Genomic DNA, 26802 nt, shown 5'->3' on the forward strand with positions numbered 1-26802 from the left:
CTTTTAAAAAAAATTCTAGCTATCTTGATTGATGAATTTCAAACCGACCAATGAAGAATAAGATTGCTGGTTGGACAAGTGGAGAATAATTGAAGTTAAATGAACACCAGTTTTATTTCTGATAATTTTTTATTGACAAATCGGTTTGCAGAGGAATTGTATCATCAGTATGCAGCCAAAATGCCAATTATTGACTATCATAACCATCTTTCTCCGAAGGATATTTCCGATAACAGATTTTTCCCCAACATAACGAAGCTTTGGATAGACGGTGACCACTATAAGTGGCGAGCTATTCGGACTTTGGGCATTTCAGAGAAGTACGTAACCGGCAACGCCGGTGATGCCGAAAAATTCATGAAATGGGCGGAGACCGTACCTTATACTGTGAGAAACCCTCTATACCATTGGACGCACCTAGAACTGAACCGTTATTTTAATATCGATGAACTTTTAACTGCAAACAATGCAAAGAAAATTTATGACAGAACCTCAGAAGTATTAAGTAAGCCCGAGTATTCTTGTCAAAGTTTAATCTCAAAAATGAATGTTGAGCTTCTCTGTACTACGGAAGACCCAACGGATAACTTAAAATACCATCGAAAACTGCGTTCATCAGATTTTAAAACTAAAGTTACCACTGCTTTTCGACCGGATAGAGCGCTACAAATTGAAAAAGAGGAGTTTAATGAATACTTGAATTCCTTGGAACAAATATCCGATAAACATATTCATACCTATCAAGACCTGTGTGATGTATTACGGTCGAGAATAGGATTTTTTCATGAAAATGGTTGTAAGCTTTCGGATCACGGGTTGGAATATGTGCCCTTTGCGGAACATACCGAAAAGGAGGTCGCCGAGCTTTTTAAAAAAAGAAGGGGAGGGGATGAGGTTAGCGAAATCCAAGCAGTAAAGTTCAAGACATCACTACTTATTTTTCTTTCGGAAGAGTACCATAGTTTGGGATGGGTGCAACAATTTCACCTCGGTGCCTTAAGGAATAATAATAGTAGAAAACTCAGACTATTGGGTCCCGATACGGGTTGGGATTCCATCGGCGATTGGTTGCAGGCCCAGAGCTTGTCAAGATTCTTAAACAGGTTGGATAGCACCGATAAATTGACCAAAACCATAATTTATAACCTCAATCCGAGGGATAATGAAGTTATGGCCTCAATGATCGGTAATTTTAATGACGGCTCGGTAAAAGGAAAAATTCAGTTTGGCTCCGGCTGGTGGTTTCTCGATCAAAAGGACGGTATGGAAAAGCAACTGAACGCACTTTCGAACATAGGTCTAATCAGCTGTTTTATTGGTATGCTGACTGATTCTAGAAGTTTTCTATCCTTTCCGAGACATGAATATTTTAGAAGAATCTTATGCAACCTATTCGGACAAGAAATGGCAAACGGTCAGTTACCCCAAGAAACTGAATGGATTGGTAAAATTATACAGGACATCTGTTATTACAACGCTAAAGCGTATTTCAACTTTTAAAAAAGCTATGGAGAAAAATCAAAGTAAAGTTTCTCTTCTGGTAACTATTTCGGGATTCACGCTATCACCTACAAAAATGAATCTTTTCTTAATGTTCGGAATGCTCCTGTTTATCAATATAGGTTGTAGTACTCAAAACAGTATTAAAACAATAAAGCTGGCTCACGGTTTAGACGTAAACCATTCAGTGCACAAGGCTATGGTCTTAATGGGAGAGGACCTTAGCCGATTTTCAGACGGAAAATTGAAATTAGAAATTTACCCAAGCGAGCAACTGGGTACAGAACGGCAGTCATTGGAATTGTTGCAAATTGGAAGTTTGGATATGACCAAGGTTTCTGCAGGTACTTTAGAGAATTTCGCTCCTAAAATTAAGGTTTTGGGATTGCCTTTTCTGTTTAAGGATAGAAGACATTCTTTCAAGGTTTTGGATGGTCCGATCGGCGAAAGATTATTGAACGGAATGGATAAATATTGGCTTAAAGGTCTGGGGTACTATGACGCCGGTAGTCGCAGTTTTTATACCAAGGAGACTCCAATTAACACACCAAATGACTTATCCGGTTTAAAAATCAGGGTTATGGAAAGTGTGAACGCCGTAAATATGGTTAAGGCACTTGGGGGGTCACCTACACCGATTTCTTGGGGGGAACTTTACACCGCTTTGCAACAAGGGGTCGTAGATGGGGCTGAAAATAACCCGCCTAGTTTTTACCTCAGTAGGCACTACGAAGTTTGTAAGTATTATTCATTGGACGAACACACTGTGCTGCCGGATGTTTTGCTGACAAGCACACATCTTTGGAATTCATTGAGCAATGAAGAACAGGGTTGGCTGGTTAAGGCGGTAAAACGGTCATTGGCTTATCAAAGGAAACTTTGGTTGGAAGCGGAAGAAAGGGCACTTACCGAAGTTCAAAAAGCTGGAGTGACCATTATAAGACCGGACAAAAAGCTGTTTTCGGAGAAAACCGATCAGCTTTTAGAGGATTTCAAAAATGACAAAGAGTTTTATGAGATCATACAACAAATTAGGTCTACCGAATAATATTACCATGAGAGAGCGAGTCGATAAAATTTTAGCAACAACGCTGGTCATTATAATGACCTTAATGGTGGTCAACGTTCTTTGGCAAGTTTGCAGTCGATTTCTATTGGGTTCTCCAAGCTCGTTTACCGATGAATTGGCGAGATTTTTATTGATTTGGATTGGAATTTTGGGTGCTGCATATGTATCAGGTAAAAATTTGCATGTAGCTATTAACGTATTGCCAACTAGGTTTTCCAAGCGAACTCAGGGCAAATTGAAAATTATTGTGCGTATTCTTGTAGCCTCATTTTGTCTGTTAGTACTAGTGATTGGTGGCTCCAGATTAGTATATATTACTCACGTCCTGGAACAATACTCGCCTGCCTTACAGTTACCCCTGTCGGTGGTTTATGTAGTGATACCGATAAGCGGTTTGCTTATCATATTTTATCAGATTTCGGACGTTTTAAAAAGCAGGAAGTAATGGAGTACCTACCGGTAATTGTTTTGATACTGAGTTTTATCTCACTTTTGGCCATAGGAACGCCCGTGGCTTGGAGTATTGCTATTTCTTCTCTCTTGACCATTTTGATTAGTATTCCTGCATTGCCCGCCTATACGACCATTGCACAAAGAATGGCAACAGGACTGGATAGTTTCGCCTTATTGGCCATACCCTTGTTCATACTCTCTGGAGAATTGATGAATAAAGGTGGGATAGCGCACCGGCTTATTGCCTTTGCAAAGTCTATTGTTGGGGCCTTTCCCGGTGGCCTTGCGCTTATAAATATTATTTCGGCTATGCTAATGGGCGCCATCGCCGGCTCCGCTATGGCATCCGCTTCAGCCATGGGTAGTATTTTAGGCCCGGAGATGGAAAAGGAAGGTTACGCTAAAGAATTCGGGGCTGCCGTTAATATTACAGCCGCCACTACCGGATTGGTCATACCACCCAGTAATATATTAATAGTCTATTCATTGGCTAGTGGAGGTGCGTCGATAGCAGCTTTGTTCCTCGCAGGTTATATCCCTGGAATTCTTACCGGATTGCTACTCATGGTCGTAGCTTCATTTTGGGCCAAGAAAAAAGGATATAAACTGGGGCAAACAAGTACGTTCCGACAAATTTTCAAAACATTTGTGGATGCCGTTCCCAGCCTGTTACTCCTGGTGATTGTCATTGGCGGAATTGTTGCCGGTGTATTTACGGCTACGGAAGCCTCTGCCATTGCCGTTTTTTATAGTTTTGTTTTGGGACTTATTTATAAGGAGATATCATTTCAAAAACTGCCACAGATATTACTTGATTCTTCTTCTACGACCGCAATCGTCATGCTTTTAATTGCTGCATCCATAAGCATGTCATGGGTGCTGTCTTACGAAAATATCCCACAGGATATAAGTAACGGCTTATTGGGTATAAGCGAGAATAAAATAGTTATTCTTTTGCTTATCAATTTGCTATTATTATTAGTGGGAACCTTCATGGATATGACGCCGGCGGTTCTTATTTTTACACCGATATTTCTTCCGGTTGTAACCAAGTTGGGGCTAGACCCCGTTCATTTTGGTATCATTATGATTTTGAATTTGTGCATTGGACTTTGCACACCACCCGTTGGCTCAGTTTTATTTGTGGGGGTGGGGATAGCCAAAACTTCCATAGAGAAGGTCATTAAACCCTTGATACCTTTATTCATAGCGATGGTAGTAGCACTTTTTTTAGTAACCTACTTTCCGCAATTAAGCCTTTGGTTACCAAGCCTGTTTGATTTGTAAAACGGGAAGACTTAAATTTTTATGCACCTCGAATTTGGCTCTTATGGCAAAGAACCAATGCAAAACAGTAATACGATTTATCAAATTTTGGGATTTGGCGAAGATGGATATTCTTTAAGCTTCTTCTTGAAAAATGAAAACTCTTACAAATCAAAAATAGCAAGCTTTATCATGTAGCTTGCTTTTTATTTATTCGTGACCTAGACAGGATTACCTTTAGTTTTCCTTGGAACCCCTATATGAAAATAGAAAGTTCAAATCGCTGAAATTGGCGGTGCAATTTTTTCATTTCAATCCACTTACAAAAGCTTAGTGCTTTTGACATTGCTTGAAACAAAAAATCCACTCCTTGCTGGAGCGGACTTTCTGCTTTAAGTGACCTCGACAGGATTCAAACCTGTAACCTTCTGAGCCGTAATCAGATGCGCTATTCAGTTGCGCCACGAGGCCGTTTTGAAATTCTATCTGAGCTTCAAACCTTCTACAATATATATCACAAACGCTCAAATATCCCTATTAACGGGCTGCAAATATATTTCTTTTTACATTTACCGCAAAATTAAGACTAGCATATTACATGGATATAAAGAGCTACATTAGGGATATTCCCGATTTTCCAAAACAAGGTATACTTTTTAAAGATATTACCCCTTTATTAAGCGATGCTGAAGCATTTAAAGCAAGTATTGCCTTATTGCTGGAATTAATTGGAGATATCAAAGTAGACAAGGTAATTGGTATGGAGAGCAGGGGATTCATCTTCGGTCCAGTACTGGCCGAAAACTTGAATGCTGGTTTTGTTCCGGTTAGAAAGCCCGGGAAACTACCATCTTCTATCTATAGCGAGTCTTTTGATTTGGAATATGGTACAGATAGTTTAGAAATACACCTAGATGCCATTAAAAAAGGAGATAAAGTCCTTATACACGACGATGTAATCGCAACAGGAGGAACGGCCAGTGCTGCTTGTAACTTAGTGGAAAGATTAGGTGGGGAGGTAGTTCAAATGAATTTTCTAATAGAACTGGAATTTCTTCATGGGAGGGATAAGTTGAAAGGATATGAAACTAAGTCTTTATTAAAGTATTAATCGAGTGCGCGTATGGTTACATAGTATCTCCAACCTATTATTGCCATTTGTAGTTTTGAGGCCTTTGATAAGTCCAACCGCCTTTTAGCGTAGGAAGGAAACAGAACCTTATTAATTTTAGCTAGAATCTTGAACATACTTTCTTGGGTAGTTGGTTGGAGTAAAAATACAAAATAAAAAACGTGACTTTAATCACGTTCTTTCAAGAGGTATTTTCAAAGGGTTCTATTACATAACATAAAGAACTATAGACAGTATTAGGAAGATTAATATTTTAACTAAAGTTATCATGACATCGTTGTTTTAAGGTTATGTGAAAATTCTTGATTATTGAATTGCGAGATAAGATATAGGAGAAAGATTCTTAAGTCCAAATGTTTTCAGTTAAATAGATAGATTTGAATACACTATTGTTACCTTAAAAATGAATAAGATTTAAATTTGTAAACTTCTTTCTACGTATGAGTTATAATACGTAAGATAAATATTGAGTTATGGTGTAATATTATTATAACTGAAGGGGCTTATTTGTTGATTTTTTAGTTCTCAAAGCGATTTTTAAACAAAAAAAGCATCAATTTTGTAATCTCATTAAATTTGAAATAAAAAGACCGACTCTAGTTTTAAAGTCGGTCGTAAGGTTTTTGAGAAAAATAAAGCTATTTCAATTTTTTTGGTCGTTATTTCTATCACACCGTCTTTAGCCTTTTTCCCGTATTTTTTTATAGCAGATTCACCTTTAAGAATATTGATGGATTCGATAGTTTCAGGAGCCATCTCTTTTACTTTTTTTGCATTACTTGCTTTACCATCCACCATGAAAAGCTCATTTTTTTCACCATCTGTATCAATGAAGAAAAACCCATTACCTTCCTTACTAATAACATGAACGTCATTCTCATCATCAGAATCTGAATGAATGTAAATATGATTTTCACCCTCACCTTTGTTACTTCTAGTTACCTTTATTTTTTTCTTTTTGAACCCTCTTTATCATCGGTAATAAATATGTTGGTGTCCTCCTCTATGTTTATGTCCACATCTTCCAGGTCCTCTTCATCCACTTCTTCGCCATTTATGGTCACGATTTTCTTACCGTTAATTTTCTTAATGATAATCTCTTTTGAATCGGAATCATCATTATCGGAGACCCAGACCTTGGTAAGGGGTTTTGAGCCATGTGAAACGGTTTTACCGCTTCCAATAGATATGCTATTATTGTCAGTATTTATAGATATATAGGTTGGTTTAATAGCATTTTCATCAAGCCTAGATTCATAAGAAGTACTAAATTTTTCTGAAGATCCTTCCGCACTGGCTATTTGAAGTGACAAGGATTGTATTTCTCCCATTTCGTTACGTACGGTCTTGTATGAAAAATCTATGTTCTCTTTTGTCAAATCAGCTTTAATCTTTAGAAGCTCCGCATCTGAAGTATTTTTGTCAATGACCAATTCAATTTGTTCACCAGCTATGGTATTGGTTTTAATTTTTGTTATAGAAGTTGTTGGCTTTTGTGCCATTTTAATCGGGATGAAACTCATGGGGTCCAAAGCTTTGCCAGACTTTAAAATCTCAAAGTGAAGATGAGTTCCGGTCGATTTTCCAGTATTTCCTACATGACCAATCATGTCACCCGACTTTACAATGTCATTTATTTTCACCGCCCTATCTTTTAAGTGGGCGTACTTAGTGCTAAAGCCATCCTTATGCTCAAGAAGGATATAGTTCCCGTTACGCTTGTCTTCTTTACTTGCAACTACTTTACCACCGGCACTTGCAGAAACCCTTTTCCCAGCTGCGGCTACCATATCAATGCCCGTATGCATTTCTACTTCTTTCGAAAACGGATTTTTTACGGGACCAAAACGGGCCGATACTTTTTGGAGGTCATCCTGATTTAAGGGGCTTACAAAAATTGGGGTTTCATTAATCCCTGCGGAATCTTCTTTGGGCTGGTCTGCAAACTTCACGACCTCTTTAGTATTAAAAGCAACTAAGAAGATACCTAAAAAGGGGAGTACGATTAAAATTTTGATGAGATTGATTCTTTTGGATTGAGTCTGATTTAACATGACTATTCGTTTTTTGATGATTGAATTAAAAAATGGGTTTACTATCGTTATTTTATGATTATTGGTGGCTTGCTTCAACATAAGGTATTGGTAATGACGCTTATCTTCGGAAGTGGCGCAAGTCTCAGCATCCGCCAAAAATTCTAAGTTTTGCTTCACTATGGTTTTGTAATTCCATACTGCGGGATTGAACCATAGCAGAACGAAAATTATCTCAGTTAAGAGAATATCCAGGGAGTGTAGCCCAATGGCATGTACCTTTTCATGAGTGATAATGGTTTTCAGTTCGTTCGGAGAAAACTGTTTCGGATGATAAAAAATATGTCTAAAAAACGAGAATGGTGAAATCTGGTTTTTAGTATGTACATGGTATAAATTGTCTTGGGCTATAATGGTGCTGTTCCTTTTAATGGTTTGGACGGCTCGTAATTGAAGTAGGAGCCTTATGGTAAAGTAGCAGACACCGAGAAGATATATAGATAAGTAAAGGTTGTTCCAATCAAAGACTGTAGGGTATTGGTTGGAAGCTATGAGTACTTCAGAATTTAACGGTACCGCCGAAGTTATTGACGTTGGTGTAACAAAAACCGTCTTAGTAATGGTTACAAATGGCAGAATAAAGGAGGTTAAAAGTCCACCTATTAAATAAAGGCGGTTACTTGTAAAAAAGGTTTCCCTTTTTAGGAATACGTGGTAAGTAACCAAAAAGAGAAGAAGAATGAAGGACGATTTGATTAAATGCTCGAAAAAGGCTTCCATTATTTTTTGTTTTCAATAAGGTTGATGATTTCTTTTAGTTCCTCGACCGAAATTTTCTCCTCCTTTGCAAAAAAGGAAACCAAATTTTTATAGGAGTTGTCAAAGTAGTCTACCATACTGGAGTTGACGAACTTCTTTCGGTATTTTTCCTTTGTAACTAATGGATAGTATCGGTGTGTTTTCCCAAAGGCTTCATGGCCCACATAGTCTTTTTCCTCTAAATTTCTAACTATGGTTGACAGGGTATTGTAATGAGGCTTGTCGCCCTTTATTTCGTTCATGATCTCTTTTACAAAAGCCTTCTCTAGCTTCCAAAGAATTTTCATGATTTCCTCCTCTTTGTTGGTCAAGTTTTGCATCTTACTACAATTTATTCCAAACCTATAACTATTTTTATAGTTATACAACTAAATTTACAGTTATTTAACTATTTATATAGTTTGATAGTAGTGTTAGTGCGTAGCTAGGTTGAGGGTATCTAGTTTTGTTCTGTTATATTTGTTAAAACACCACAATGCTAAATGCATTCTTTATTTTAGGCGGACTTGCTTTACTCATAGCAGGGGGGAATTGGCTTTTGAAATCGGCCGTAGACCTGTCTTTGAAGTTAAATGTTCCCAAAATAGTTATTGGGATGACCGTGGTTTCGTTCGCTACTTCCGCCCCAGAACTTATCGTCAGTATTAATGCGGCCCTGGATGGGTTTCCAGATTTGGCACTGGGTAATGTGATAGGTTCCAACATCGCTAATCTAGGTCTGGTTTTGGCGATAACCGTACTTCTATCCAGTATCGACGTTAAGCGTAGCTTTTACACCACGGACTGGCCCGTAATGATGTTAGCCTCTTTGCTATTTTTCTTCTTTATTTTTTTTGATGGGGTCCTGCAGCAATATGAAGGGATAATTATGGTAGTATGCCTGTTTTTATTTTTAGTGTATTTGTTGCGTTTTCAAAAACCTGCTGTCTTGGAAGAGGATGGGGTAATCGAGGTCTCGCTACCCATGTATAAGACCGTTTTATTTCTTGGGCTAGGTGGTGTTGCCTTATGGGGCGGGTCCGAGTTGTTGATAAATGGAGCGGTAGGTCTGGCAACCGCTTTTGGAGTAAGTGAGCGTGTAATTGCGGTCACCGTTGTTTCCGTGGGAACCAGTATTCCGGAGTTGGCGGCATCGGTTATTGCAATTCTTAAAAAAGAAAAGGCAATTTCTTTGGGTAACTTAATAGGCTCTAATATATTCAATCTTCTTGCCGTATTAGGTATCACTTCAATCATAACACCCATAAATGTTATTGATCAAGGCTTGTTGACCAATGATATTCTCTGGATGTTGGCGATATCGTTTCTTATCCTTCCGCTAGTTTTTTTTCCCAAGGGTCTCCGTTTAGGTTGGCGAGATGGCATAATTCTTGTGGGAATTTACTTAGCTTTTGTGTACACTACCATTGGCTGACCAAACCTTGGATATGCGCATATTTACCATTAAGATTGTCTTCTTCTTTCTTTTGTTTGGGATGGGTTGTGCGGTATCAGCTCAAGATTCAGAATTTTTAAGAGGTAAAATACTGGACCAGACCACAGGTGAACCTGTTGTATTTGCCACAGTACGGATAAAAGATAAAGCCAAAGGAGTTGTAACCAATACGGACGGTAGTTTTAGACTACCGCTGTACTTCAGAGCGGCGGGTGAATCCATAGAAATATCCTCTATGGGTTACGAGAAAACAGAATATGAATTATTACAATTATCACCAAAGGATATTAATATCATTCGTTTGACGCCCGGAGTGATTTCATTAAACGAAGCCATTGTAAGAGGAGAGAAAGCAAGGAAATTGTCTGCTCGCCAAATTGTACGTAAGGCCATTGAGAACATTCCCAATAATTACCCCACAAAAAGTTTTACCAGTAAGGGATATTACAGAGATTACCAAAAAGATAGTTTGGGCTATGTAAACCTAAATGAAGCCTTACTGCAAGTCTTTGATTCGGGATTTTATGAGATAGATACGGCCACAACGAAGACGCGGATTTATGACTATGTACAGAATAAAAATTTCCGAAGAGATAGCTTGGCCGATGATTCTTATAATTATAAAAACAGGCGTAAAGTTATAGATAATGCATACTTAAGGCCTTATGGGGGAAATGAGTTTCAAATCCTACGTGTGCATGACGCCATTCGTAATTACAAAATGAACAGCTATGATTTTATTAATAATATGAATGATGGGGATATTCTAAAAAATCATTCATTTAAAAAGCTTTCAGATACTTATTTCGAAGATGAACAACTGTATACAATTCGACTTAAAAAGGTTTATCCAGATTATGAAGCACTTGGTTTTTTATACATCTCCAAGAATGATTTTGCAATTCATAAACTAGAGTATGCTATTTATGATGATAGGAAGCGAAATTCAAATTTAGAACTAAGGGAAAAAGGAATTAAAGGCAGTTTAATTTTTGAGGTCATTACGGAATATAAACGAGGTGTAGATTATAAAATGTTCCTTAATTATATATCCTTTCATAATACTTTTCGAATTAATATTCCCCCAAAATTCGTTATTCGGGATTTATTTGTATCCGCTCCCAAAGGATTTTTTGTAATTAACTTCAATAACAAAATTGCCTTAGATAATAACATTGAGAATAATAATTGGTACGATTTTAAATTCAGGAATAAAAAAATCGATTTCAAAAAAATGTACGTTCTAAATGATTCCTCAATTGTACTAATTCCTGCCATGAATCAAAAATTTTTGACTAATATGTTTGGAGAATTGGAAACCATAAGCAACAAAAGATTGGATTTAAATACAGTACTGGAATTCGAGGTCTCCGGTATCCGAGATGTGGACGGTAATCTATTAAACCAATGGACATATAAGGATTACAATCAATTCCGGGAGTATTTTGTGCAGGAAACGAAGCCTAATTTTAATGCTCCGGAGGAAAATTTAGTAATGGACAAGCGAAAGCCCATCTTTGAGGACCAACCTGTTCACAAACCAGATGATTTTAAGGAGTACTGGATGAACACGCCACTGAAAACAACAAACAATTAGAATATGCTTTTAAGGCCAAATATATGGATATGCTTTCTGCTCCTTTGCAGCAAAACAATAATTGGCCAGGACAATAATTTTTTACGCGGTAGGGTTTTAGACCGCACCACAGGGGAACCAGTGATTTTCGCCACAGTGCGGATAAAAGATAAAGCAAGAGGCGTCATTACCAATATGGACGGTAGTTTCCGGTTACCAATGACTTACCGAGGGGCTGGGGAATCCATAGAAATATCTTCAATGGGTTATGAGAAAAAGGAGTATGAATTATTAAAATTATCCCCAAGGGATATTAATATTATTCGTTTGAGCCCAGGTGTTCTTTCGCTTACCGAAGCTGTGGTAAAAGGCAAGAAGCCCAGAAAATTATCTGCAGTACAGATTGTGCGCAGAGCAATTAAGGCTATTCCTAAAAATTATCCCACGCGCGAGTTTGCCGCTATTGGATATTATCGGGATTATCAAATAAGAAAAGATAATTATGTTAATCTAAACGAAGCCATTTTTGAAGTGGTGGACAAAGGTTTTTTAGCGAACGACCATTTAAGCTCTAAAATCCGAATCTATGACTATTTAAACAATAAAGATTTCAAACAAGATTTCGAGGGTAAATTTAAGTATGACTATAAGTATTATAAAAAATTTATAGACAAAGCCTATTTATATAATTATGGTGGTAATGAGTTCACTATTTTACGCATTCATGATGCTATTAGAAATCATAATATCAACTCCTTTGATTTCATAAATGTATTGGAGAAAGATTTTATAGATAATCATTTTTTTAACAAGAAAGATGATATCTGGCTAGGCGACGAAGTTTTGTACACTATCAACTTTAGTCAGTCTCTTCAAAAATATGTTGCATATGGCAAGATTTATATATCCAAAAGGGACTATGCGATACATAAAATGGAGTATGAAGTTTTTGATAGATACCGCAAAATGGAAGAGGGAAAATTGAACGAACAAGGCGATAATTATGAAACTATTTTTGAAGTCACTACCGAGTACGCGCGGAAATATGGCAAAATGTACCCTAATTATATTTCCTTTTTCAATACGTTCGAAGTAGGTAAGCCTCCTGAGTTTATCGTTGAAGATGTTCTTTTAGATGGTCCTAAACGTTGCTTCGTGGTAGAGTTCAATGACTTTGTGGATATTAAAACAGCAGCAAGTAAAGGCAACTATAACATCCGTTTAAATGGAAATAGATTAAAAATCGAAAAAGTGAAGGTTTTTGATATTGAGGTGGAAGTTTATCCGGATTTGAGTGATAAAGAGTTTACCAATTTAGTGTTGCAAATGGAAACGAAACAACGAAAAAGAATTGATTTTTCGAATATTTTTTCCGTGGAGGTGACCCATGTAGAGAATAAAAAAGGCACCAAAGTAAACGAGATGCAATACGACACCTATAGGCAGTTTCGCGAATTCTTTGTCCAAGAAATAAAACCAAATGGTAGTGTTCTAAAGGACACCTTGTTCATGAAAAAGGATGTTCCTATTTTTAAGGAGCAGCCTATAACAAAACCTGATAATGTTAAGGGGTATTGGATGAATACGCCACTTAAATCCATTAATAAATAAACTATGATGCTAAGAACCAATATTTGGATAGTTTTTATCTTTTGCGCTGCATGGCTCAGTGCTCAGCAGGATGAATTTTTTTTAGGTAAAATTGAGGATAGCTCCACTGGTGAACCGGTAGTTTTTGCCAACATTAGGATCAAGGACAGGGCTTTGGGCATCATCACCAACGTAGACGGTAGTTTCAGGATTCCGTTGAGGTACAAAGAATACGGGGATATCATTGAGATATCGTCCATGGGTTACGAAACCAAGGAAATACCTATTACGGGCTTTTCGCAAGAGGGACTTAATATAATTACATTGAATCCGTCCGCCATAAGTCTGCAGGAGGCGGTGGTTAAGGCGAAGGATAAAAGGGGAAGAAGACTAAGCGCCGAGCAAATAGTGCAACGGGCGATCGACGCCATTCCCAGTAACTACCCTAAGACTTCATTTTCAACAATAGGTTACTATCGGGATTACCAGTTCAATGAAGGCGAGTACATCAATCTCAATGAAGGAATAATGGAAGTTTATGACCAAGGATTTGACCAATCGGATGACCCCACTTCTGAGATTCAAGTGTTTAATTTTGAATTGAACAAGGATTTCAAACAGGACACCATGGCGCGAATGTCCTACGATTATGATAATTATAAGAAAATAATTAGAAAGGCCTATCTAGGTGCTCACGGAGGCAATGAGTTTCGAATATTAAGAATACACGATGCTATTCGAAACTATAATGCATTCTCCTACGATTATATCGGAACTTTAAAATATGATTTTATTGAAAATCATACCTTTCTTAGAAGTAAAGATTCCGATGCTGATAATGAGGCACTTTATGGAATCAAGTTTTGGAGACGATACCCCAATTATAGGGCGCACGGTGAAATATTTATAGCAAAGTCGGATTATGCTATCCATAGATTGGAGTACACGATGTACAATAACAGGAGGACGAACAAGGAAAAGAAAAAAACAAACACGGACATAAACAAAAAGTAATCTTTGATATTATGACCGAATACCAGAGGATTGACGACAAAATGTATTTGAATTACATCTCTTTCCACAATAGTTTTGAAGTAAGGAAACCACCAAAATTTGCTTTAGATTCTACCCTTGTAAATATGCCCGGCGGATATTACTTATTGCATTTTAACAATCCCGTGGATTCTCTCACTGCCATAAATGCTAAAAATTATGATATCCTTTACCAACAAGAAAGGTTCAAAATTGAGAAAATAGAGGTGTTTAGGGATTCGGTCAGATTATTTGGGGATGCAGAGTTCAGAAAAGCACTTAATAATACCAGAGGAGAAACAACTGCTTTGATTAATAAAAGAAGAACTAATGAAGTAGAAAATATGTTTGAATTAGGGATAGAAAATGTTAGAGATGTCTACGGAAATCTGGTAAACGAACCTGATATTCATGAGTATCAACAATTTAGGGAGTTCTTCACACAACGTATAAAACCGAACTCCAGAGCCCCTTTTGATGGGCAATTTATGGATAAGGAAAAACCACTATTTGAAGACCAGCCCATGGTTAAGCCCAAGGATTATAGGGAATATTGGATGAATACGCCCTTACAGGAGAAAATAAATTAAAATTATCGTATGTGGAAAAATCACCTGTTAATAGTGCTATTTTTCATCATGACTTTGGCTTCTGGCCAACAACGGGACTATATTTTTGGCCAACTGGTAGATGCCACCCAGAACGAACCAATACCTTTTGCGACAATTAGGGTTAAGGATAAGGCTTTAGGGGTAATTAGTAATTTTGATGGGACATTCAAAATTCCGTTACGTTATAAAACTCTTGGTGATATCCTATCCATTTCCTGTATGGGTTTTGAGAGCAAAGAGATTCCCGTTCAGGATTTAAAAGAAGAGGAAAGCAATATCATCATTTTAAAGCCGGGGACCTTTGAATTGACAGAAGCGGTTGTATCTGCCAACATCAAAGAATTGAGTGCGAAACAAATCGTTAAAATAGCGGTGAACAGCATTCCGCAGAATTTTCCTGACAATAATTTCCGTCTAGTTGGTTATTACCGCGATTATCAAATAAAAAATAAGGAGTATACCAATCTTAACGAAGCTATTATTCAGTTTTTGGATTATGGGTTTGGAAGGAAAAATAATCTTTACAATCAATATAAAATCTATTCCTATAGTAAGAATCCCGACTTTGAAATAGATTCCTTTGCGAAACAGCCTTATGATTATAGAAAATTTAATAAGGTGGTTCCAAACGCAAAAATGGAGAATGATGGTGGTAACGAATTCATTACCCTAATTATTCATGATGCCATACGAAATTATGGCATTGAGTCTTTTTCATTTGTGGATAACCTGGCTTCTGACTTTGTTGAAAATCATAGATTTAAATTGATTAATGAATCCAATTATAACAAAGAGTCCATTTATGAAATCGAATTATCATTCCGAAATAGTGATTATTTGGCAAAAGGTAAAATTTTTATAAACACGGACGATTTTGCCATTCATAAATTGGACTATACCGTCTTTAAAAGAAAAAAGCCAGGAGATTATAGCATTGCGGTAAATGCATCCGAGCGGTACTCGGACGGATTTGAAGATATGGCGAATGAGATTTTGTACCGCATAAATACCGAATACATTCGTGGCCCAAGCGAGAAAATGATTTTAAACTACATTTCATTCTATAATAAGGTGATGTTGCAGCGACCAGCTGAATTCAAATCCAAGTTTGTTATCGATTTAGAGGATAAGTCCTTTAAGATCCGGGTGAATAAAATTCCGGCAGACCTGGATAACATAAAAACGAGGGATTTTAAAATTAGCTATAAAAACGACTTTGTACCCATTAAAGAATTCTGGTTTCGAGAAGATGAGCGCACTTTTGTCGTTTGTCCACATGTGGGCTATGAAAGGGCCGAACATCTATTTAAAGGTTTATTTCTAGAAAGAGAGGATTTACAGGTCTCTGATGTAAAGTACGGCTATGGGGATATTAAAGACAGCCTAGGAAATAAATTGGATGAAAGAAAATGGGAGTACATTCACCAATACCGGGAATTTTTTACCCAAGAGGCTAAGATTGGGGAGAATATGGTTGAAGACATGAACAATTTGATGCTTAAAAACTTACCCTTGGACAGTCCAGAGCAACCAATATCCGCGCTGGAAATGAAAAATGAATATTGGATGAATACCCCCTTGCCAACATTCAAAAACTAAAAAGCCTTAGAATTTTTCTAAGGCTTTCTAAAATCAACAATTAATTTAGGTTTATTATACGTCTGCGCTCTTTACCGTTTTAACGATTCTTCCTGCAATTTTATATGGATCTCCGTTAGAAGCAGGTCTCCTATCTTCTAACCATCCTTTCCAACCACTCTCGACGGTTGCGATAGGAATACGGATAGATGCGCCACGGTCAGAAATTCCATAGCTAAAGTCATTAATGGACGCTGTCTCATGAAGACCGGTCAAACGTTGATCGTTGAACTCTCCATAAACGGCAATATGTTCTTTTACAACAGGGCGGAAAGCCTCACATATCTTTTCATACGTAGCTTTATCTCCACATGTTCTCAGTGTAGTGTTGGAGAAATTGGCGTGCATTCCCGATCCGTTCCAATCCATATCTTTTCCTAAAGGCTTTGGATGGTATTCAATATAGAAACCGTATTGTTCTGTCAATCGATCAAGTAAATAGCGGGCAACCCACATCTCGTCTCCAGCCTTTTTAGCGCCTTTAGCGAATAATTGAAATTCCCACTGTCCGGAAGCCACCTCTTGGTTGATCCCTTCAAAGTTGATACCTGCTGCAATACAAAGATCCGCATGCTCCTCGACCAAATCCCTTCCATGGGTATTTTTACCTCCAACGGAGCAGTAGTACATTCCCTGTGGTGCAGGATAACCACCGATTGGAAAACCTAATGGTAGTTGCGTTGCCGTATCCATGATAAAGTACTCTTGCTCGAAACCAAACCAGAAATCATTATCGTCATCATCAATAGTCGCCCTTCCATTAGATTCGTGAGGCGTTCCATCTGCGTTTAAAACTTCATTCATTACTAAAAAACCGTCTTTTCTTGCTGGGTCAGGAAAAATTGCAACGGGTTTTAGCAAGCAATCCGAGGAGCCTCCTTCGGCTTGTCTTGTTGAACTTCCATCAAAAGACCACATTGGGCAGTCCTCCAATTTACCTCCAAAGTCGTTGACAACTTTAGTCTTGCTTCGCATGTTTTGCGTTGGGAAATAACCATCTAACCAGATGTATTCTAATTTTGTTTTACTCATAATTTGTGGTAGTTATGTTTCTGTAATAAACGACGAACAAAAATATGTTTTTTGTTGTATTCTATGAATTTTTTAGGGGGTAAATCTTTAAAAAATGAACTTATTGCGAATAGCCCCCTATTTTTATTGGGTATTTTATCAAATTTATAATTTAAGAACGTAATTTTGTTGAATTAATAATAGAGTCTATGTCCATATTAAGATTTTCAGCGATTAAAGAAAGCCATAATAGAGCTCCCATAGCTATTGAGGAAAAAGGAAGACGGTCGGATTTGTTTGGCCGAAATGTTTTCAATGAAAAAAAGATGCTCCAGTATCTTACTAAAGATGCTTTGGAAAGCGTAAAAGGCGCCATTTTTTCTGGATCTAAAATAGATAGGAAAATGGCGGACCAAGTAGCGGAGGCTATAAAAGGTTGGGCCATATCTATGGGTGCAACGCATTACACGCACTGGTTTCAGCCTTTGACAGGGTCCACGGCAGAAAAGCATGATGCCTTTTTTGACCTCTTACCGGACGGAACTGCTCTGGAGAAATTTGGTGGCGGGCAACTGGTACAACAGGAACCCGACGCTTCCAGTTTTCCTAGTGGAGGCATCCGAAATACTTTTGAGGCTAGAGGTTATACCGCATGGGATCCCACCTCACCAGCATTTATTTATGGTACGACTTTGTGTATTCCAACGATTTTTGTTTCCTACACAGGTGAAGCCTTGGACAATAAAGCACCTTTATTACGGGCTTTGAGCGCTGTTGACGAGTCCGCCACGGCAGTGGCCAAGTACTTTGATAAAAATGTTAGTAAAGTCAACGCTACCTTAGGTTGGGAACAGGAGTATTTTTTAATAGATAAAGCCCTTGCCCATTCACGTCCTGATATTATTCTAACAGGAAGAACTTTGGTGGGTAATACCGCTGCTAAAGGACAACAATTGGATGATCACTATTTTGGAGTCATACCAAGTCGTGTGCTCAGCTTTATGAGCGATTTGGAAAAAGAGTGCACCAAACTTGGAATTCCTGTAAAGACCAGGCATAATGAAGTTGCGCCCAATCAGTTTGAGCTAGCTCCTGTATTCGAGGAGGCCAATTTGGCGGTAGACCACAACTTGCTTTTAATGGATGTGATGGACAAGATGGCCGATAAGCATGGTTTTAAGGTGCTTTTTCATGAAAAGCCGTTCGAAGGGGTAAATGGTTCAGGAAAACATAATAATTGGTCCCTGGCAACGGATACTGGTGTAAATCTTTTGAGTCCAGGTTCTACACCAATGAAAAATCTGCAATTTCTTACCTTTTTTATAAATACGATAAAGGCCGTGGATACCTACGAGGAACTCTTGCGTTCCTCTATAGCTTCTGCCAGTAATGACCATAGATTGGGCGCAAACGAAGCCCCGCCAGCCATATTTTCTATTTTCATAGGTAGTCAGTTAAGTAGTGTTTTGGACGAGTTGGAAGGTGTTTCCCAAGGTAAATTATCCCCAGAGGAAAAAACGGAGCTAAAATTGAACGTAGTTGGCAAAATACCTGAAATTCTTTTGGATAACACAGATCGCAATAGAACTTCTCCGTTTGCCTTTACGGGTAATAAATTTGAAATGCGAGGGGTAGGGGCAAAGACCAATTGCGCCAAACCCATGACTATTTTAAACACCATTGTTGCCAAGCAGCTCAAAGATTTTAAAAAGGAAGTAGATAGCTTAATAGACAAGAAAAACCTTAAAAAGGATGAGGCGATATTCAATGTTTTACGGGAATATATCAAAACCTCAAAGCGGATTCGTTTTGACGGCGATGGTTATAGCAAGGATTGGGAGAATGAAGCCAAGAAGAGAAAACTAAGTCATAACAGAAACACGCCCGATGCTCTTAATATTTTGACAGCTAAACAAAGCTTATCACTTTTAAAGGAGATGAAGGTGTTGAGTGAGGTGGAGATAGCGGCGAGACAAGAAGTTGAGTTAGAGGCCTATATTTTACATTTACAAATTGAAGGTAGGGTATACAACGAGCTGGTCTACGGTTATATAATGCCAGCTGCTTTGGCATATCAAAATAAATTGATTACCAATGTTTCTGGACTAAAGGAAATATATGGTGCGGCTCATAAAAAATTCTCAGAGGGACAATTAACCATGATTGAAGAAATAGCCGAACACGTTGTAAGTATTAAGAAAGAGACGGACGATATGACCGAAGCCCGGAAAAAGGCCAATACTATGACCGACACTAAGAAAAAGGCCATGTCCTATTGCAATGATGTATTACCCTATTTCAATGAGATTCGACAACACTGTGATAAGCTTGAAAGATTGGTTGATGATCAATTGTGGCCCTTAACCAAGTATAGGGAACTATTGTTCATAAAATAATCGTAAGAACAACCCACAACAGGTGGGCTATTTTAAGGATTCCTCTATTTTTGCGTTAAACAAATCTTATGTCCTCAACCGCAAGTGAACGTTACAATCAAAGAGGTGTTTCTGCATCTAAGGAAGATGTGCACAATGCCATTAAAAATATTGATAAAGGCTTATTCCCAAAGGCTTTCTGTAAAATTGTTCCGGATTATCTAACGGGGGATGAGGATTATTGTTTGGTAATGCATGCAGACGGTGCGGGAACAAAATCATCTCTCGCTTATATGTATTGGAAGGAAACAGGGGATATTTCGGTTTGGAAAGGTATCGCCCAAGATGCGCTAATCATGAATATTGATGATTTGATATGTGTTGGAGCAACCGACAACATTATGCTATCCTCGACGATAGGAAGAAATAAAAATAAAATTCCAGGGGAGGTACTTTCAGCTATAATCAATGGTACCGAGGAGTTGATTTCCGATTTAAAAAAACATGGAATTACCATTCATTCTACGGGTGGTGAAACTGCGGACGTAGGCGATTTGGTCCGTACAATTATAGTGGATTCTACCGTCACTGCGCGATTAAAACGTTCACAGGTTATTGATAATGCTAACATCAAAGACGGAGATGTAATCGTAGGTTTAGCTTCTTTCGGGAAAGCTTCCTATGAAAAAGAGTACAACGGGGGCATGGGTAGTAACGGTTTGACTTCGGCTAGACACGATGTTTTTTCTAAATATCTTGCTGAAAAATTTCCGGAAAGCTTTGATCCGGAAGTTCCATCGGATTTGGTGTATTCCGGAAATACAAAACTAACGGACCCAGTAGCGGATTCACCCTTGGACGCAGGTAAATTGGTGTTGTCACCTACAAGGACCTACGCGCCAATAATAAAGAAAATTTTAGCCAAATATACGAGTGAACAAATCCACGGAATGGTGCACTGCAGCGGTGGTGCACAGACAAAAATTCTACACTTTGTAGAAGATTTACATATTATAAAAGACAATCTTTTTAACATCCCCCCACTTTTCAAATTAATTCAAGGACAATCTGGTACGGATTGGAAAGAAATGTACCAAGTGTTTAACTGTGGTCATCGGTTGGAATTGTATGTAAATGCAGAAGTGGCACAAGATTTGATTGCTATCTCACAGAGCTTTGGTGTTGATGCACAGCTCGTTGGACGGGTAGAAAAAGCCGATTCAAAAAAACTTACGATCATCAGTGACTACGGAACGTTTGTGTACTAAGGTATACGAATAGGTCCAATACTTCGTTCTTAATAATAAATATGTTGTTATGGAAAGAAAAGAGTTTTTACGAAGTTTAGGGGCAGGAGCTGCATTTGCCATTACGTTTCCGTGTTTGGGAAGCTGTAGTAAGGATGATGCGATAGATGGTAACCTTGTAGAGCCACCTGTAGGTGTGGATTTTACAGTTGATTTAAATTCGGCAGAGGGAGCTAAGCTGGCAAACAATGGCGGCTTTATCCTGAAGAATCTTGTAGTTGTCGTAAAAAATTTAGAAGGGGAGTTTGTGGCTGCTACACAGGTGTGTAGTCATCAAAATTATGATCAGGTACGGTTTATTTCCCAAGATGGTGGAATCTTTTATTGTGATGTTCACGGATCGCGTTTTGGTCAGGATGGTTCTCCTTTGAATACGATACCTAACAGCACAGCAAAACCTCTTAAAATATACAATACAGAATTGAACGGAGATATTCTCCGGGTTTTTGAATGATAGAAATCGCTTACCCCAAAGTCTCAAATCTTGAAAACAAAGTTCCTTATAGTATTTTTCTTCATTTCCATTTTTTCGTTTTCGCAAAAATGGGAGGAAACTTATGATGCTGCTAAATCTAAAGTTGAAGAATCTGGTGGGGCCATTCTTCTAGTTTTTGCGGGATCTGATTGGTGTGCGCCATGTATAAAACTGGACAGACTTGTCTTTCAATCCCAAGAATTTGAGCAATTTGCCGAGGACAACCTAATTCTGTACAAGGCCGATTTTCCGAGAAAAAAGGCTAATAGCCTTGACCCCAAATTAACTGTGACGAATAAACTTCTAGCCGAAAAGTTTAATCCAAAAGGCTACTTTCCTTTAGTAGTTTTGTTGGACTCAGAGGAAAAAGTGCTCGGTAGTTTTGGATATCAAAGAAAATCTGTTGAAGACTACATTTCACACATAAATTCCTTTTTAAAGTGAAAACCTTGGTCTTATCATTTTTTGTGCTATGCAGCACTATAGGGTTAAGCCAAGATAAAAACTATGTCACGGTGAAGGAGACCTTTAAGCTCATGGGCAGTCGTTTTGATATTACCGTGGTTTCCGTGGATGAAGACTTGGGTTATATTAATATTCAGGAAGCCGTAGGGGAAATTAGAAGGATAGAAAAGATGATTTCTTCTTGGGAAGAATCTTCTGAAACTTATTTAATCAATAAAAATGCTGGTATCAAACCGGTCAAAGTAAGTTTAGAGCTCTTTAAGCTCATTGAGAGGGCGAAACAGATTTCGCAAATTACGGACGGCGCCTTTGATATTTCTTATTCGTCCATGGATAAAATCTGGAAATTTGATGGTTCCATGACAGCAATGCCCACACGTGCGGAAATAGCAAAATCTGTTTCTAAGGTTGGGTACAAAAAAATAATTTTAAACCATAAAGATAATACGGTCTTTCTTAAGGAGCCAGGTATGAAAATATCTTTCGGTGCCATAGGAAAAGGGTATGCGGCGGATAAGGCAAAGGAATTATTGGTTTCCAAACAGGTGGTTGCCGGTATAATTAATGCCGCGGGCGATCTTACGGCATGGGGAACCAAGGCAAGCGGTGAAAAATGGTTGATTGGAATTGCGAATCCGTTAAGTAAGGATAAAATATTTTCATGGTTGCCCATTCTAGAGTCTTCGGTGGCAACTTCTGGCAATTATGAGAAATATGTGATTATTAACGGGAAAAAATATACCCACATAATTGATCCCCGTTCTGGCTATCCATCTTCCGGAATTAATAGTGTATCGGTTTTTGCGAAAAGTGCGGAGCTATGCGATGCCTTGGCTACTGCAATCTTTATTATGGGAACAAATGCGGGATTATCACTGATTAACCAGTTACCTGTTACCGAAGTAATAATTGTGGATTCCAATAACAAGATTCATAAAAGTAGCGGAATAATGTTCGATAATAATCCTTAACTTCAAGTTATGAAAAGAGCCTTTCTTTACTTGTTTTTTGCAATCTTTTGCACTTCTTGTGTTGCTGTAAGGGAGTACGAGAAGGTGTATTTAAATGACGATGAGATGCAGCTATCCGCAAAGGGACCAGAGCGTTTTGAGACCAATTTTCAAATTTATAGAGAAGGGTCGGCAGGAGCAAATGGCGGTAAAACGGGCGGCGGTTGCGGTTGTAATTAAGGTAGACCAAATATGAGCGCAGCGAAATGTCCGGTCGTGACCGAACTTACCACGAGCGAAGTCGAGGGGTCTTTTGTGGTCGTGACCGAATTTGCTCGAAACATTTTGACCACGTATAAAAAATACTTTTAGGATTGATGCTGAATCCGGCATCGTAAACATTGGAATAAAGTGAAATAGAAATAGTAAACTTTCATGTTACTGAATAAATAACCATCTATTGAAATTATTTTATACGAGCCTATTCTTTTTGATAACCTTCTATGGGTTTTCTCAGGATAACTCCACCTATCAACAAAGAGTTTTGGAGGCTACAGAGATTAATTTACTTTTCAGCTACTATGGACAGGACGGGAGAAATGCTGCGGTTACGGGAGGTGAAGGAACTGAGGAATTAACAGATGCTACTTCTAGTATTGTGGTGAAAATTCCTATGAACCCCGATGATGTGCTTACCGTAGATGCCGGTATATCGGCATACACTTCGGCGTCTTCCAGCAATGTCAATCCTCTGGACGGTAATCCAAATAATAATACCAGTCCATTTAGTGCTTCTTCTGGAGCGTCAAGACAGGATGTGCTGGCCTATTTCAATCCTTCTTATCAGCATAGCTCCGATGATCGCAATTCAATTATAAGTGCCAACGCCTATATATCGTCGGAATATGATTATTTCTCTGTTGGTTTTGGAGGTGGTTATAGTCGCCTATTCAATGAAAAGAATACGGAAATAGGTATAAGTGCCAATGTCTTCTTGGATAAATGGAATCCGCAGTATCCAATTGAACTTAGGAACGGTTTTTCAGATAACAGGATAACGGGCAATGGGGTTTATAGTCCTAATTTTACGACTTTTGAGAGTGAGACAAGAAATTCTTATTCCGTTTCTTTCTCATTTTCTCAAATACTAAGCAAGAGGCTTCAAGGTTCCGTATTTATGGACCTCGTAAGCCAGCAAGGGTTGCTGAGCACACCTTTTCAAAGAGTATATTTTGGTGATGTGGCCGATTTCTTTATTGAGGAATTTCAATTGGCGGACGATGTAGAGCGACTTCCGGAGACACGCTTTAAAATCCCACTTGGTGCACGTTTAAACTATTTTCTAGGGGATAGGTTTGTCATCCGATCGTATTATAGATTCTATAGTGATGATTGGGGAATTAACTCCCACACCGCTAATTTAGAGGTTCCAATTAAAATTAATGACGCCTTTACCATCTATCCAAGTTATAGATACTACACGCAAACGGCTGCCGATTATTTTTACCCCAAGGAAGAGGCAGGCTCCAGTTTAAATTTTTATACTTCCGATTACGATTTGTCCGGTTACAACGCCAATCAATTTGGAATAGGGGCTCGTTACAAGGATATTTTCACCACGGCCAAGGTTTTTATGTTCGGGCTAAAGACAATAGATCTTCGTTTTAATAAGTATGATAGGAGCGACGGTCTAGACGCTTTTATTTTTACGTTAGGAACAATTTTCGTTTCGGATTAAGGCAGCGGAGGTCTTTAAATTTATCGTAAATTCGCACTACAAGTGAAGTAAGCGAATGATAGACAAATTAAACATTGTAAAACAACGTTTTGATGAGGTTTCAGACCTTATCATCCAACCCGATATAATTGCTGACCAGAAACGTTATGTAGGGTTGACCAAGGAATATAGCGACCTTAAAGCACTTGTTGCCAAAAGGGATGAATATATAGAACTGACCAACAATATTTCCGAAGCGGAAGAAATTATAAGTGATGGTAGTGATGAGGAAATGTTGGAAATGGCAAAAATGCAATTGGAAGAGGCCAAAATGAGACTTCCTGTTTTGGAGGAAGAAATTAAATTGATGCTTATCCCTAAGGACCCGGAGGATGCTAAAGACGTAGTCGTAGAAATAAGAGCGGGAACAGGAGGGGACGAGGCCAGTATTTTTGCCGGTGATCTATTCCGAATGTATACCAAGTATTGCGAAAGTAAGGGCTGGAAAACCAATGTGATAGATTTAAGCGAAGGTACAAGTGGCGGCTATAAGGAAATACAGTTTGAGGTTACTGGGACCGATGTATATGGTACCTTAAAATTTGAAGCTGGCGTACACCGGGTACAGCGTGTTCCACAAACGGAAACGCAGGGCAGGGTACACACGAGCGCTGCCACGGTTATGGTACTTCCGGAAGCTGAGGATTTTGACGTACAGATAGACCCTAAAGATGTTCGTATTGATTTTTTCTGCTCATCTGGTCCAGGAGGTCAGTCTGTAAACACGACATACTCTGCAGTTAGATTAACACATATACCCACGGGTTTGGTGGCACAATGCCAAGACCAGAAATCGCAACATAAGAACAAGGATAAAGCGTTCAAAGTTTTGCGTTCCAGACTCTATGATATGGAACTGGCCAAAAAGCAAGAAGAAGATGCGGCGAAACGTAATTCGCAAGTAAGTAGCGGTGACCGTTCTGCTAAGATTAGGACCTACAATTATCCTCAAGGAAGGGTCACAGACCACCGTATAGGATTAACACTTTATGATTTGTCAAACATAATTGATGGGGACATTCAAAAAATTATCGATGAGTTAAGTCTTGTAGAAAATACGGAGAAGCTAAAAGAGGCCTCAGAAATTTTCTAGTTACCCAAGAACCGATACCCTTACATGACCACACAAGAATTAATAGCTCAAATTAAAAAGAAAAAGTCTTTCCTGTGTGTAGGTCTGGACACTGATTTGGACCGGATTCCCAAGCACCTTTTAAATGAGGAAGACCCTATTTTTTCTTTTAACAAAGGTATCATCGACGCTACCCATCATTTATGCGTAGCCTATAAACCGAATACTGCCTTCTACGAAGCCTACGGAGTTAAAGGTTGGTCTGCATTGGAGAAGACCATTACCTATTTAAACGAAAAATATCCGGAAATCTTTACCATTGCAGATGCAAAACGTGGAGATATAGGTAATACTTCTACCAGATATGCCAAGGCATTTTTTGAAGACTTGGATTTTGATTCCATTACTGTAGCTCCTTATATGGGGAGGGATTCCGTAGAACCATTTTTGGAATTTAAAAATAAGCATACCATTTTATTGGCACTTACATCGAATGCGGGTGCTTTGGACTTTCAAACTAAAAAAATACAAAATTCGGAATTGTACAAGGAGGTCTTAAAAACATCCTTAAGTTACAAAGGTGCTGAAAATCTAATGTACGTAGTGGGTGCTACAAAGGCGGAATACTTAAAGGAGATAAGACAAATTATCCCGGACAATTTTTTACTGGTGCCAGGTGTTGGAGCTCAAGGGGGCAGCTTACAGGATGTTTGCAAGTATGGGCTTAACAGTGATATCGGTTTATTGATAAACTCATCTAGAGGAATAATATATGCTTCCGGAGAAACGGACTATGCCGATGCCGCCAAACAGAATGCACAAGACCTTCAAATGCAAATGGAAAAAGAATTAGCCAAGGTTGGTTAATAACTAGACTAAACTTTCCAGTAACCTTTTCAATTTTTGAGCTTTTTGCTCAAAAAATTCGCCAAGGTGGGTATCTGAATATTGCATATTCGTAGCCTTGTCCAAAAAATTTTGATACTGATATTCTAATAGTGTAATTGCATCAGCGTTTGCCGCTATCGGGGTAACTGTTCCAACCCTACAATATTGATTTTCCATAGTAATAATTTTGTTCTTACAAATATACGTGCGAAATCAGGTTTTAGATGTGGTGCTATTAGTCATACAGCTAAAAATCAGGTAATTTGTCTTTTTTTTTAACAAAAACCCTGATTATTATTTAAAACAGCGGGAGTGTAGCTGTTATTTT

26 protein-coding genes and 1 tRNA gene are annotated in these 26802 nt (G+C 38.3%); 20 read left to right on the plus strand and 7 right to left on the minus strand.

All coding sequences use genetic code 11. The features are described 5' to 3' along the window. Positions 1-99: 99 nt before the first annotated feature. The 4 genes from uxaC to N8A89_RS12995 all read left to right on the plus strand — a co-directional run bounded on the left by uxaC (position 100) and on the right by N8A89_RS12995 (position 4309). Entirely contained in the window at positions 100-1500 is a 1401-nt protein-coding gene (gene uxaC / locus N8A89_RS12980; protein WP_289644441.1) for a glucuronate isomerase, read from the plus strand. 100 nt (positions 1501-1600) lie between these two features. Further along, positions 1601-2548, plus strand: coding sequence for a TRAP transporter substrate-binding protein (locus N8A89_RS12985; protein ID WP_430682124.1), 948 nt, complete (start codon positions 1601-1603; stop codon positions 2546-2548). Positions 2549-2555: 7 nt separating this feature from the next. Beyond that, positions 2556-3014, plus strand: coding sequence for a TRAP transporter small permease (locus N8A89_RS12990; protein ID WP_281542632.1), 459 nt, complete (start codon positions 2556-2558; stop codon positions 3012-3014). Further along, entirely contained in the window at positions 3014-4309 is a 1296-nt protein-coding gene (locus tag N8A89_RS12995; RefSeq protein WP_281542633.1) for a TRAP transporter large permease, read from the plus strand. The genes N8A89_RS12990 and N8A89_RS12995 overlap by 1 nt, the downstream gene beginning before the upstream one ends. A 376-nt stretch (positions 4310-4685) precedes the next feature. On the opposite strand, the gene N8A89_RS13000 is transcribed toward N8A89_RS12995, so the two are convergent. After that, positions 4686-4759: transfer RNA gene (locus N8A89_RS13000), tRNA-Arg, on the minus strand. A 127-nt stretch (positions 4760-4886) separates the two neighbouring features. On the opposite strand from N8A89_RS13000, the gene N8A89_RS13005 reads away from it, so the two are divergent. Next, positions 4887-5399: an adenine phosphoribosyltransferase gene (locus N8A89_RS13005; RefSeq protein ID WP_281542634.1), complete on the plus strand. Its 513-nt coding sequence runs from the start codon at positions 4887-4889 to the stop codon at positions 5397-5399. Here N8A89_RS13005 and N8A89_RS13010 read toward each other — a convergent pair. The 4 genes from N8A89_RS13010 to N8A89_RS13025 all read right to left on the minus strand — a co-directional run bounded on the left by N8A89_RS13010 (position 5396) and on the right by N8A89_RS13025 (position 8592). Beyond that, positions 5396-5536 (minus strand): SsrA-binding protein, encoded by a 141-nt coding sequence (locus N8A89_RS13010; RefSeq protein WP_281542635.1) that lies wholly within the window; start codon positions 5534-5536, stop codon positions 5396-5398. The genes N8A89_RS13005 and N8A89_RS13010 overlap by 4 nt on opposite strands. A 454-nt stretch (positions 5537-5990) precedes the next feature. After that, positions 5991-6218, minus strand: a complete 228-nt coding sequence (locus tag N8A89_RS13015; RefSeq protein WP_289644443.1) for a hypothetical protein — start codon at positions 6216-6218, stop codon at positions 5991-5993. A gap of 146 nt (positions 6219-6364) precedes the next feature. Further along, positions 6365-8233 carry a M23/M56 family metallopeptidase gene (locus N8A89_RS13020; protein ID WP_281542637.1) on the minus strand — a complete coding sequence of 623 codons (1869 nt, stop codon included), beginning with the start codon at positions 8231-8233 and terminating at the stop codon, positions 6365-6367. Beyond that, a complete protein-coding gene (locus tag N8A89_RS13025; protein ID WP_281542638.1) occupies positions 8233-8592 on the minus strand; it encodes a BlaI/MecI/CopY family transcriptional regulator in 360 nt (119 codons plus the stop codon). The genes N8A89_RS13020 and N8A89_RS13025 overlap by 1 nt, the downstream gene beginning before the upstream one ends. A 155-nt stretch (positions 8593-8747) precedes the next feature. On the opposite strand from N8A89_RS13025, the gene N8A89_RS13030 reads away from it, so the two are divergent. Genes N8A89_RS13030 through N8A89_RS13055 form a run of 6 tightly spaced genes read left to right on the plus strand, consistent with a single transcriptional unit; the run spans position 8748 to position 16115 of the window. Next, entirely contained in the window at positions 8748-9686 is a 939-nt protein-coding gene (locus N8A89_RS13030) for a calcium/sodium antiporter (RefSeq protein ID WP_289644445.1), read from the plus strand. A 13-nt stretch (positions 9687-9699) separates the two neighbouring features. After that, positions 9700-11304 carry a carboxypeptidase-like regulatory domain-containing protein gene (locus N8A89_RS13035; RefSeq protein WP_281542639.1) on the plus strand — a complete coding sequence of 535 codons (1605 nt, stop codon included), beginning with the start codon at positions 9700-9702 and terminating at the stop codon, positions 11302-11304. Between the two features lie 3 nt (positions 11305-11307). Beyond that, complete coding sequence (locus N8A89_RS13040) at positions 11308-12894, plus strand: carboxypeptidase-like regulatory domain-containing protein (protein ID WP_281542640.1); 1587 nt, start codon at positions 11308-11310, stop codon at positions 12892-12894. Positions 12895-12897: 3 nt separating this feature from the next. Further along, complete coding sequence (locus N8A89_RS13045; protein ID WP_289644447.1) at positions 12898-13887, plus strand: carboxypeptidase-like regulatory domain-containing protein; 990 nt, start codon at positions 12898-12900, stop codon at positions 13885-13887. 11 nt (positions 13888-13898) lie between these two features. Further along, on the plus strand, positions 13899-14495 hold the full coding sequence (locus N8A89_RS13050; protein WP_281542641.1) for a hypothetical protein: 597 nt from the start codon (positions 13899-13901) through the stop codon (positions 14493-14495). Positions 14496-14504: 9 nt separating this feature from the next. Beyond that, complete coding sequence (locus tag N8A89_RS13055) at positions 14505-16115, plus strand: carboxypeptidase-like regulatory domain-containing protein (protein ID WP_281542642.1); 1611 nt, start codon at positions 14505-14507, stop codon at positions 16113-16115. Positions 16116-16169: 54 nt separating this feature from the next. Here N8A89_RS13055 and N8A89_RS13060 read toward each other — a convergent pair whose 3' ends face one another. After that, positions 16170-17186, minus strand: coding sequence for a glutamine synthetase beta-grasp domain-containing protein (locus N8A89_RS13060; RefSeq protein ID WP_281542643.1), 1017 nt, complete (start codon positions 17184-17186; stop codon positions 16170-16172). Positions 17187-17374: 188 nt separating this feature from the next. On the opposite strand from N8A89_RS13060, the gene N8A89_RS13065 reads away from it, so the two are divergent. The 9 genes from N8A89_RS13065 to pyrF all read left to right on the plus strand — a co-directional run bounded on the left by N8A89_RS13065 (position 17375) and on the right by pyrF (position 26453). After that, positions 17375-19561, plus strand: coding sequence for a glutamine synthetase III family protein (locus N8A89_RS13065; RefSeq protein WP_289644448.1), 2187 nt, complete (start codon positions 17375-17377; stop codon positions 19559-19561). A 68-nt stretch (positions 19562-19629) separates the two neighbouring features. Further along, the gene (locus tag N8A89_RS13070; RefSeq protein ID WP_281542644.1) at positions 19630-20808 is read left to right on the plus strand and encodes an AIR synthase related protein; all 1179 of its coding nucleotides are present in this window, start codon (positions 19630-19632) and stop codon (positions 20806-20808) included. Positions 20809-20857: 49 nt separating this feature from the next. Continuing rightward, positions 20858-21301, plus strand: coding sequence for a QcrA and Rieske domain-containing protein (locus tag N8A89_RS13075; protein ID WP_281542645.1), 444 nt, complete (start codon positions 20858-20860; stop codon positions 21299-21301). Positions 21302-21331: 30 nt separating this feature from the next. Then, positions 21332-21766, plus strand: a complete 435-nt coding sequence (locus tag N8A89_RS13080) for a thioredoxin family protein (protein ID WP_281542646.1) — start codon at positions 21332-21334, stop codon at positions 21764-21766. Next, a complete protein-coding gene (locus tag N8A89_RS13085; RefSeq protein ID WP_430681998.1) occupies positions 21763-22758 on the plus strand; it encodes an FAD:protein FMN transferase in 996 nt (331 codons plus the stop codon). The genes N8A89_RS13080 and N8A89_RS13085 overlap by 4 nt, the downstream gene beginning before the upstream one ends. Positions 22759-22767: 9 nt before the next feature. Continuing rightward, complete coding sequence (locus N8A89_RS13090) at positions 22768-22977, plus strand: DUF4266 domain-containing protein (RefSeq protein ID WP_281542647.1); 210 nt, start codon at positions 22768-22770, stop codon at positions 22975-22977. A 220-nt stretch (positions 22978-23197) separates the two neighbouring features. Then, positions 23198-24475, plus strand: coding sequence for a DUF3570 domain-containing protein (locus N8A89_RS13095; RefSeq protein ID WP_430681999.1), 1278 nt, complete (start codon positions 23198-23200; stop codon positions 24473-24475). A 55-nt stretch (positions 24476-24530) separates the two neighbouring features. Then, entirely contained in the window at positions 24531-25607 is a 1077-nt protein-coding gene (gene prfA / locus N8A89_RS13100) for a peptide chain release factor 1 (protein WP_281542648.1), read from the plus strand. 24 nt (positions 25608-25631) lie between these two features. Further along, the gene (pyrF, locus tag N8A89_RS13105; RefSeq protein WP_281542649.1) at positions 25632-26453 is read left to right on the plus strand and encodes an orotidine-5'-phosphate decarboxylase; all 822 of its coding nucleotides are present in this window, start codon (positions 25632-25634) and stop codon (positions 26451-26453) included. A gap of 3 nt (positions 26454-26456) precedes the next feature. Here the strand turns inward: pyrF and N8A89_RS13110 are convergent, their stop codons facing one another. Further along, positions 26457-26651 (minus strand): hypothetical protein, encoded by a 195-nt coding sequence (locus N8A89_RS13110; RefSeq protein WP_281542650.1) that lies wholly within the window; start codon positions 26649-26651, stop codon positions 26457-26459. Positions 26652-26802 lie beyond the last annotated feature (151 nt).

Origin of the sequence: Maribacter aestuarii, from assembly GCF_027474845.2 — a bacterium.
Classification (GTDB): Bacteria; Bacteroidota; Bacteroidia; order Flavobacteriales; family Flavobacteriaceae; genus Maribacter; species Maribacter aestuarii.

Excerpts from the sequence above, each read along its gene's own strand:
- uxaC (WP_289644441.1), top strand. The coding sequence starts at position 100 with ATGAACACCAGTTTTATTTCTGATAATTTTTTATTGACAAATCGGTTT.
- N8A89_RS13030 (WP_289644445.1), top strand. The coding sequence starts at position 8,748 with ATGCTAAATGCATTCTTTATTTTAGGCGGACTTGCTTTACTCATAGCA.
- N8A89_RS12990 (WP_281542632.1), top strand. The coding sequence starts at position 2,556 with ATGAGAGAGCGAGTCGATAAAATTTTAGCAACAACGCTGGTCATTATA.
- N8A89_RS13010 (WP_281542635.1), bottom strand. The coding sequence starts at position 5,536 with ATGTTCAAGATTCTAGCTAAAATTAATAAGGTTCTGTTTCCTTCCTAC.
- N8A89_RS12995 (WP_281542633.1), top strand. The coding sequence starts at position 3,014 with ATGGAGTACCTACCGGTAATTGTTTTGATACTGAGTTTTATCTCACTT.
- N8A89_RS13055 (WP_281542642.1), top strand. The coding sequence starts at position 14,505 with ATGTGGAAAAATCACCTGTTAATAGTGCTATTTTTCATCATGACTTTG.
- N8A89_RS13050 (WP_281542641.1), top strand. The coding sequence starts at position 13,899 with ATGACCGAATACCAGAGGATTGACGACAAAATGTATTTGAATTACATC.
- N8A89_RS13065 (WP_289644448.1), top strand. The coding sequence starts at position 17,375 with ATGTCCATATTAAGATTTTCAGCGATTAAAGAAAGCCATAATAGAGCT.
- N8A89_RS13110 (WP_281542650.1), bottom strand. The coding sequence starts at position 26,651 with ATGGAAAATCAATATTGTAGGGTTGGAACAGTTACCCCGATAGCGGCA.
- N8A89_RS13005 (WP_281542634.1), top strand. The coding sequence starts at position 4,887 with ATGGATATAAAGAGCTACATTAGGGATATTCCCGATTTTCCAAAACAA.
- N8A89_RS13090 (WP_281542647.1), top strand. The coding sequence starts at position 22,768 with ATGAAAAGAGCCTTTCTTTACTTGTTTTTTGCAATCTTTTGCACTTCT.
- N8A89_RS13025 (WP_281542638.1), bottom strand. The coding sequence starts at position 8,592 with ATGCAAAACTTGACCAACAAAGAGGAGGAAATCATGAAAATTCTTTGG.
- N8A89_RS12985 (WP_430682124.1), top strand. The coding sequence starts at position 1,601 with ATGCTCCTGTTTATCAATATAGGTTGTAGTACTCAAAACAGTATTAAA.
- N8A89_RS13060 (WP_281542643.1), bottom strand. The coding sequence starts at position 17,186 with ATGAGTAAAACAAAATTAGAATACATCTGGTTAGATGGTTATTTCCCA.
- N8A89_RS13020 (WP_281542637.1), bottom strand. The coding sequence starts at position 8,233 with ATGGAAGCCTTTTTCGAGCATTTAATCAAATCGTCCTTCATTCTTCTT.
- N8A89_RS13075 (WP_281542645.1), top strand. The coding sequence starts at position 20,858 with ATGGAAAGAAAAGAGTTTTTACGAAGTTTAGGGGCAGGAGCTGCATTT.
- N8A89_RS13045 (WP_289644447.1), top strand. The coding sequence starts at position 12,898 with ATGATGCTAAGAACCAATATTTGGATAGTTTTTATCTTTTGCGCTGCA.
- N8A89_RS13015 (WP_289644443.1), bottom strand. The coding sequence starts at position 6,218 with ATGGTGGATGGTAAAGCAAGTAATGCAAAAAAAGTAAAAGAGATGGCT.
- pyrF (WP_281542649.1), top strand. The coding sequence starts at position 25,632 with ATGACCACACAAGAATTAATAGCTCAAATTAAAAAGAAAAAGTCTTTC.
- N8A89_RS13040 (WP_281542640.1), top strand. The coding sequence starts at position 11,308 with ATGCTTTTAAGGCCAAATATATGGATATGCTTTCTGCTCCTTTGCAGC.
- prfA (WP_281542648.1), top strand. The coding sequence starts at position 24,531 with ATGATAGACAAATTAAACATTGTAAAACAACGTTTTGATGAGGTTTCA.
- N8A89_RS13035 (WP_281542639.1), top strand. The coding sequence starts at position 9,700 with ATGCGCATATTTACCATTAAGATTGTCTTCTTCTTTCTTTTGTTTGGG.
- N8A89_RS13070 (WP_281542644.1), top strand. The coding sequence starts at position 19,630 with ATGTCCTCAACCGCAAGTGAACGTTACAATCAAAGAGGTGTTTCTGCA.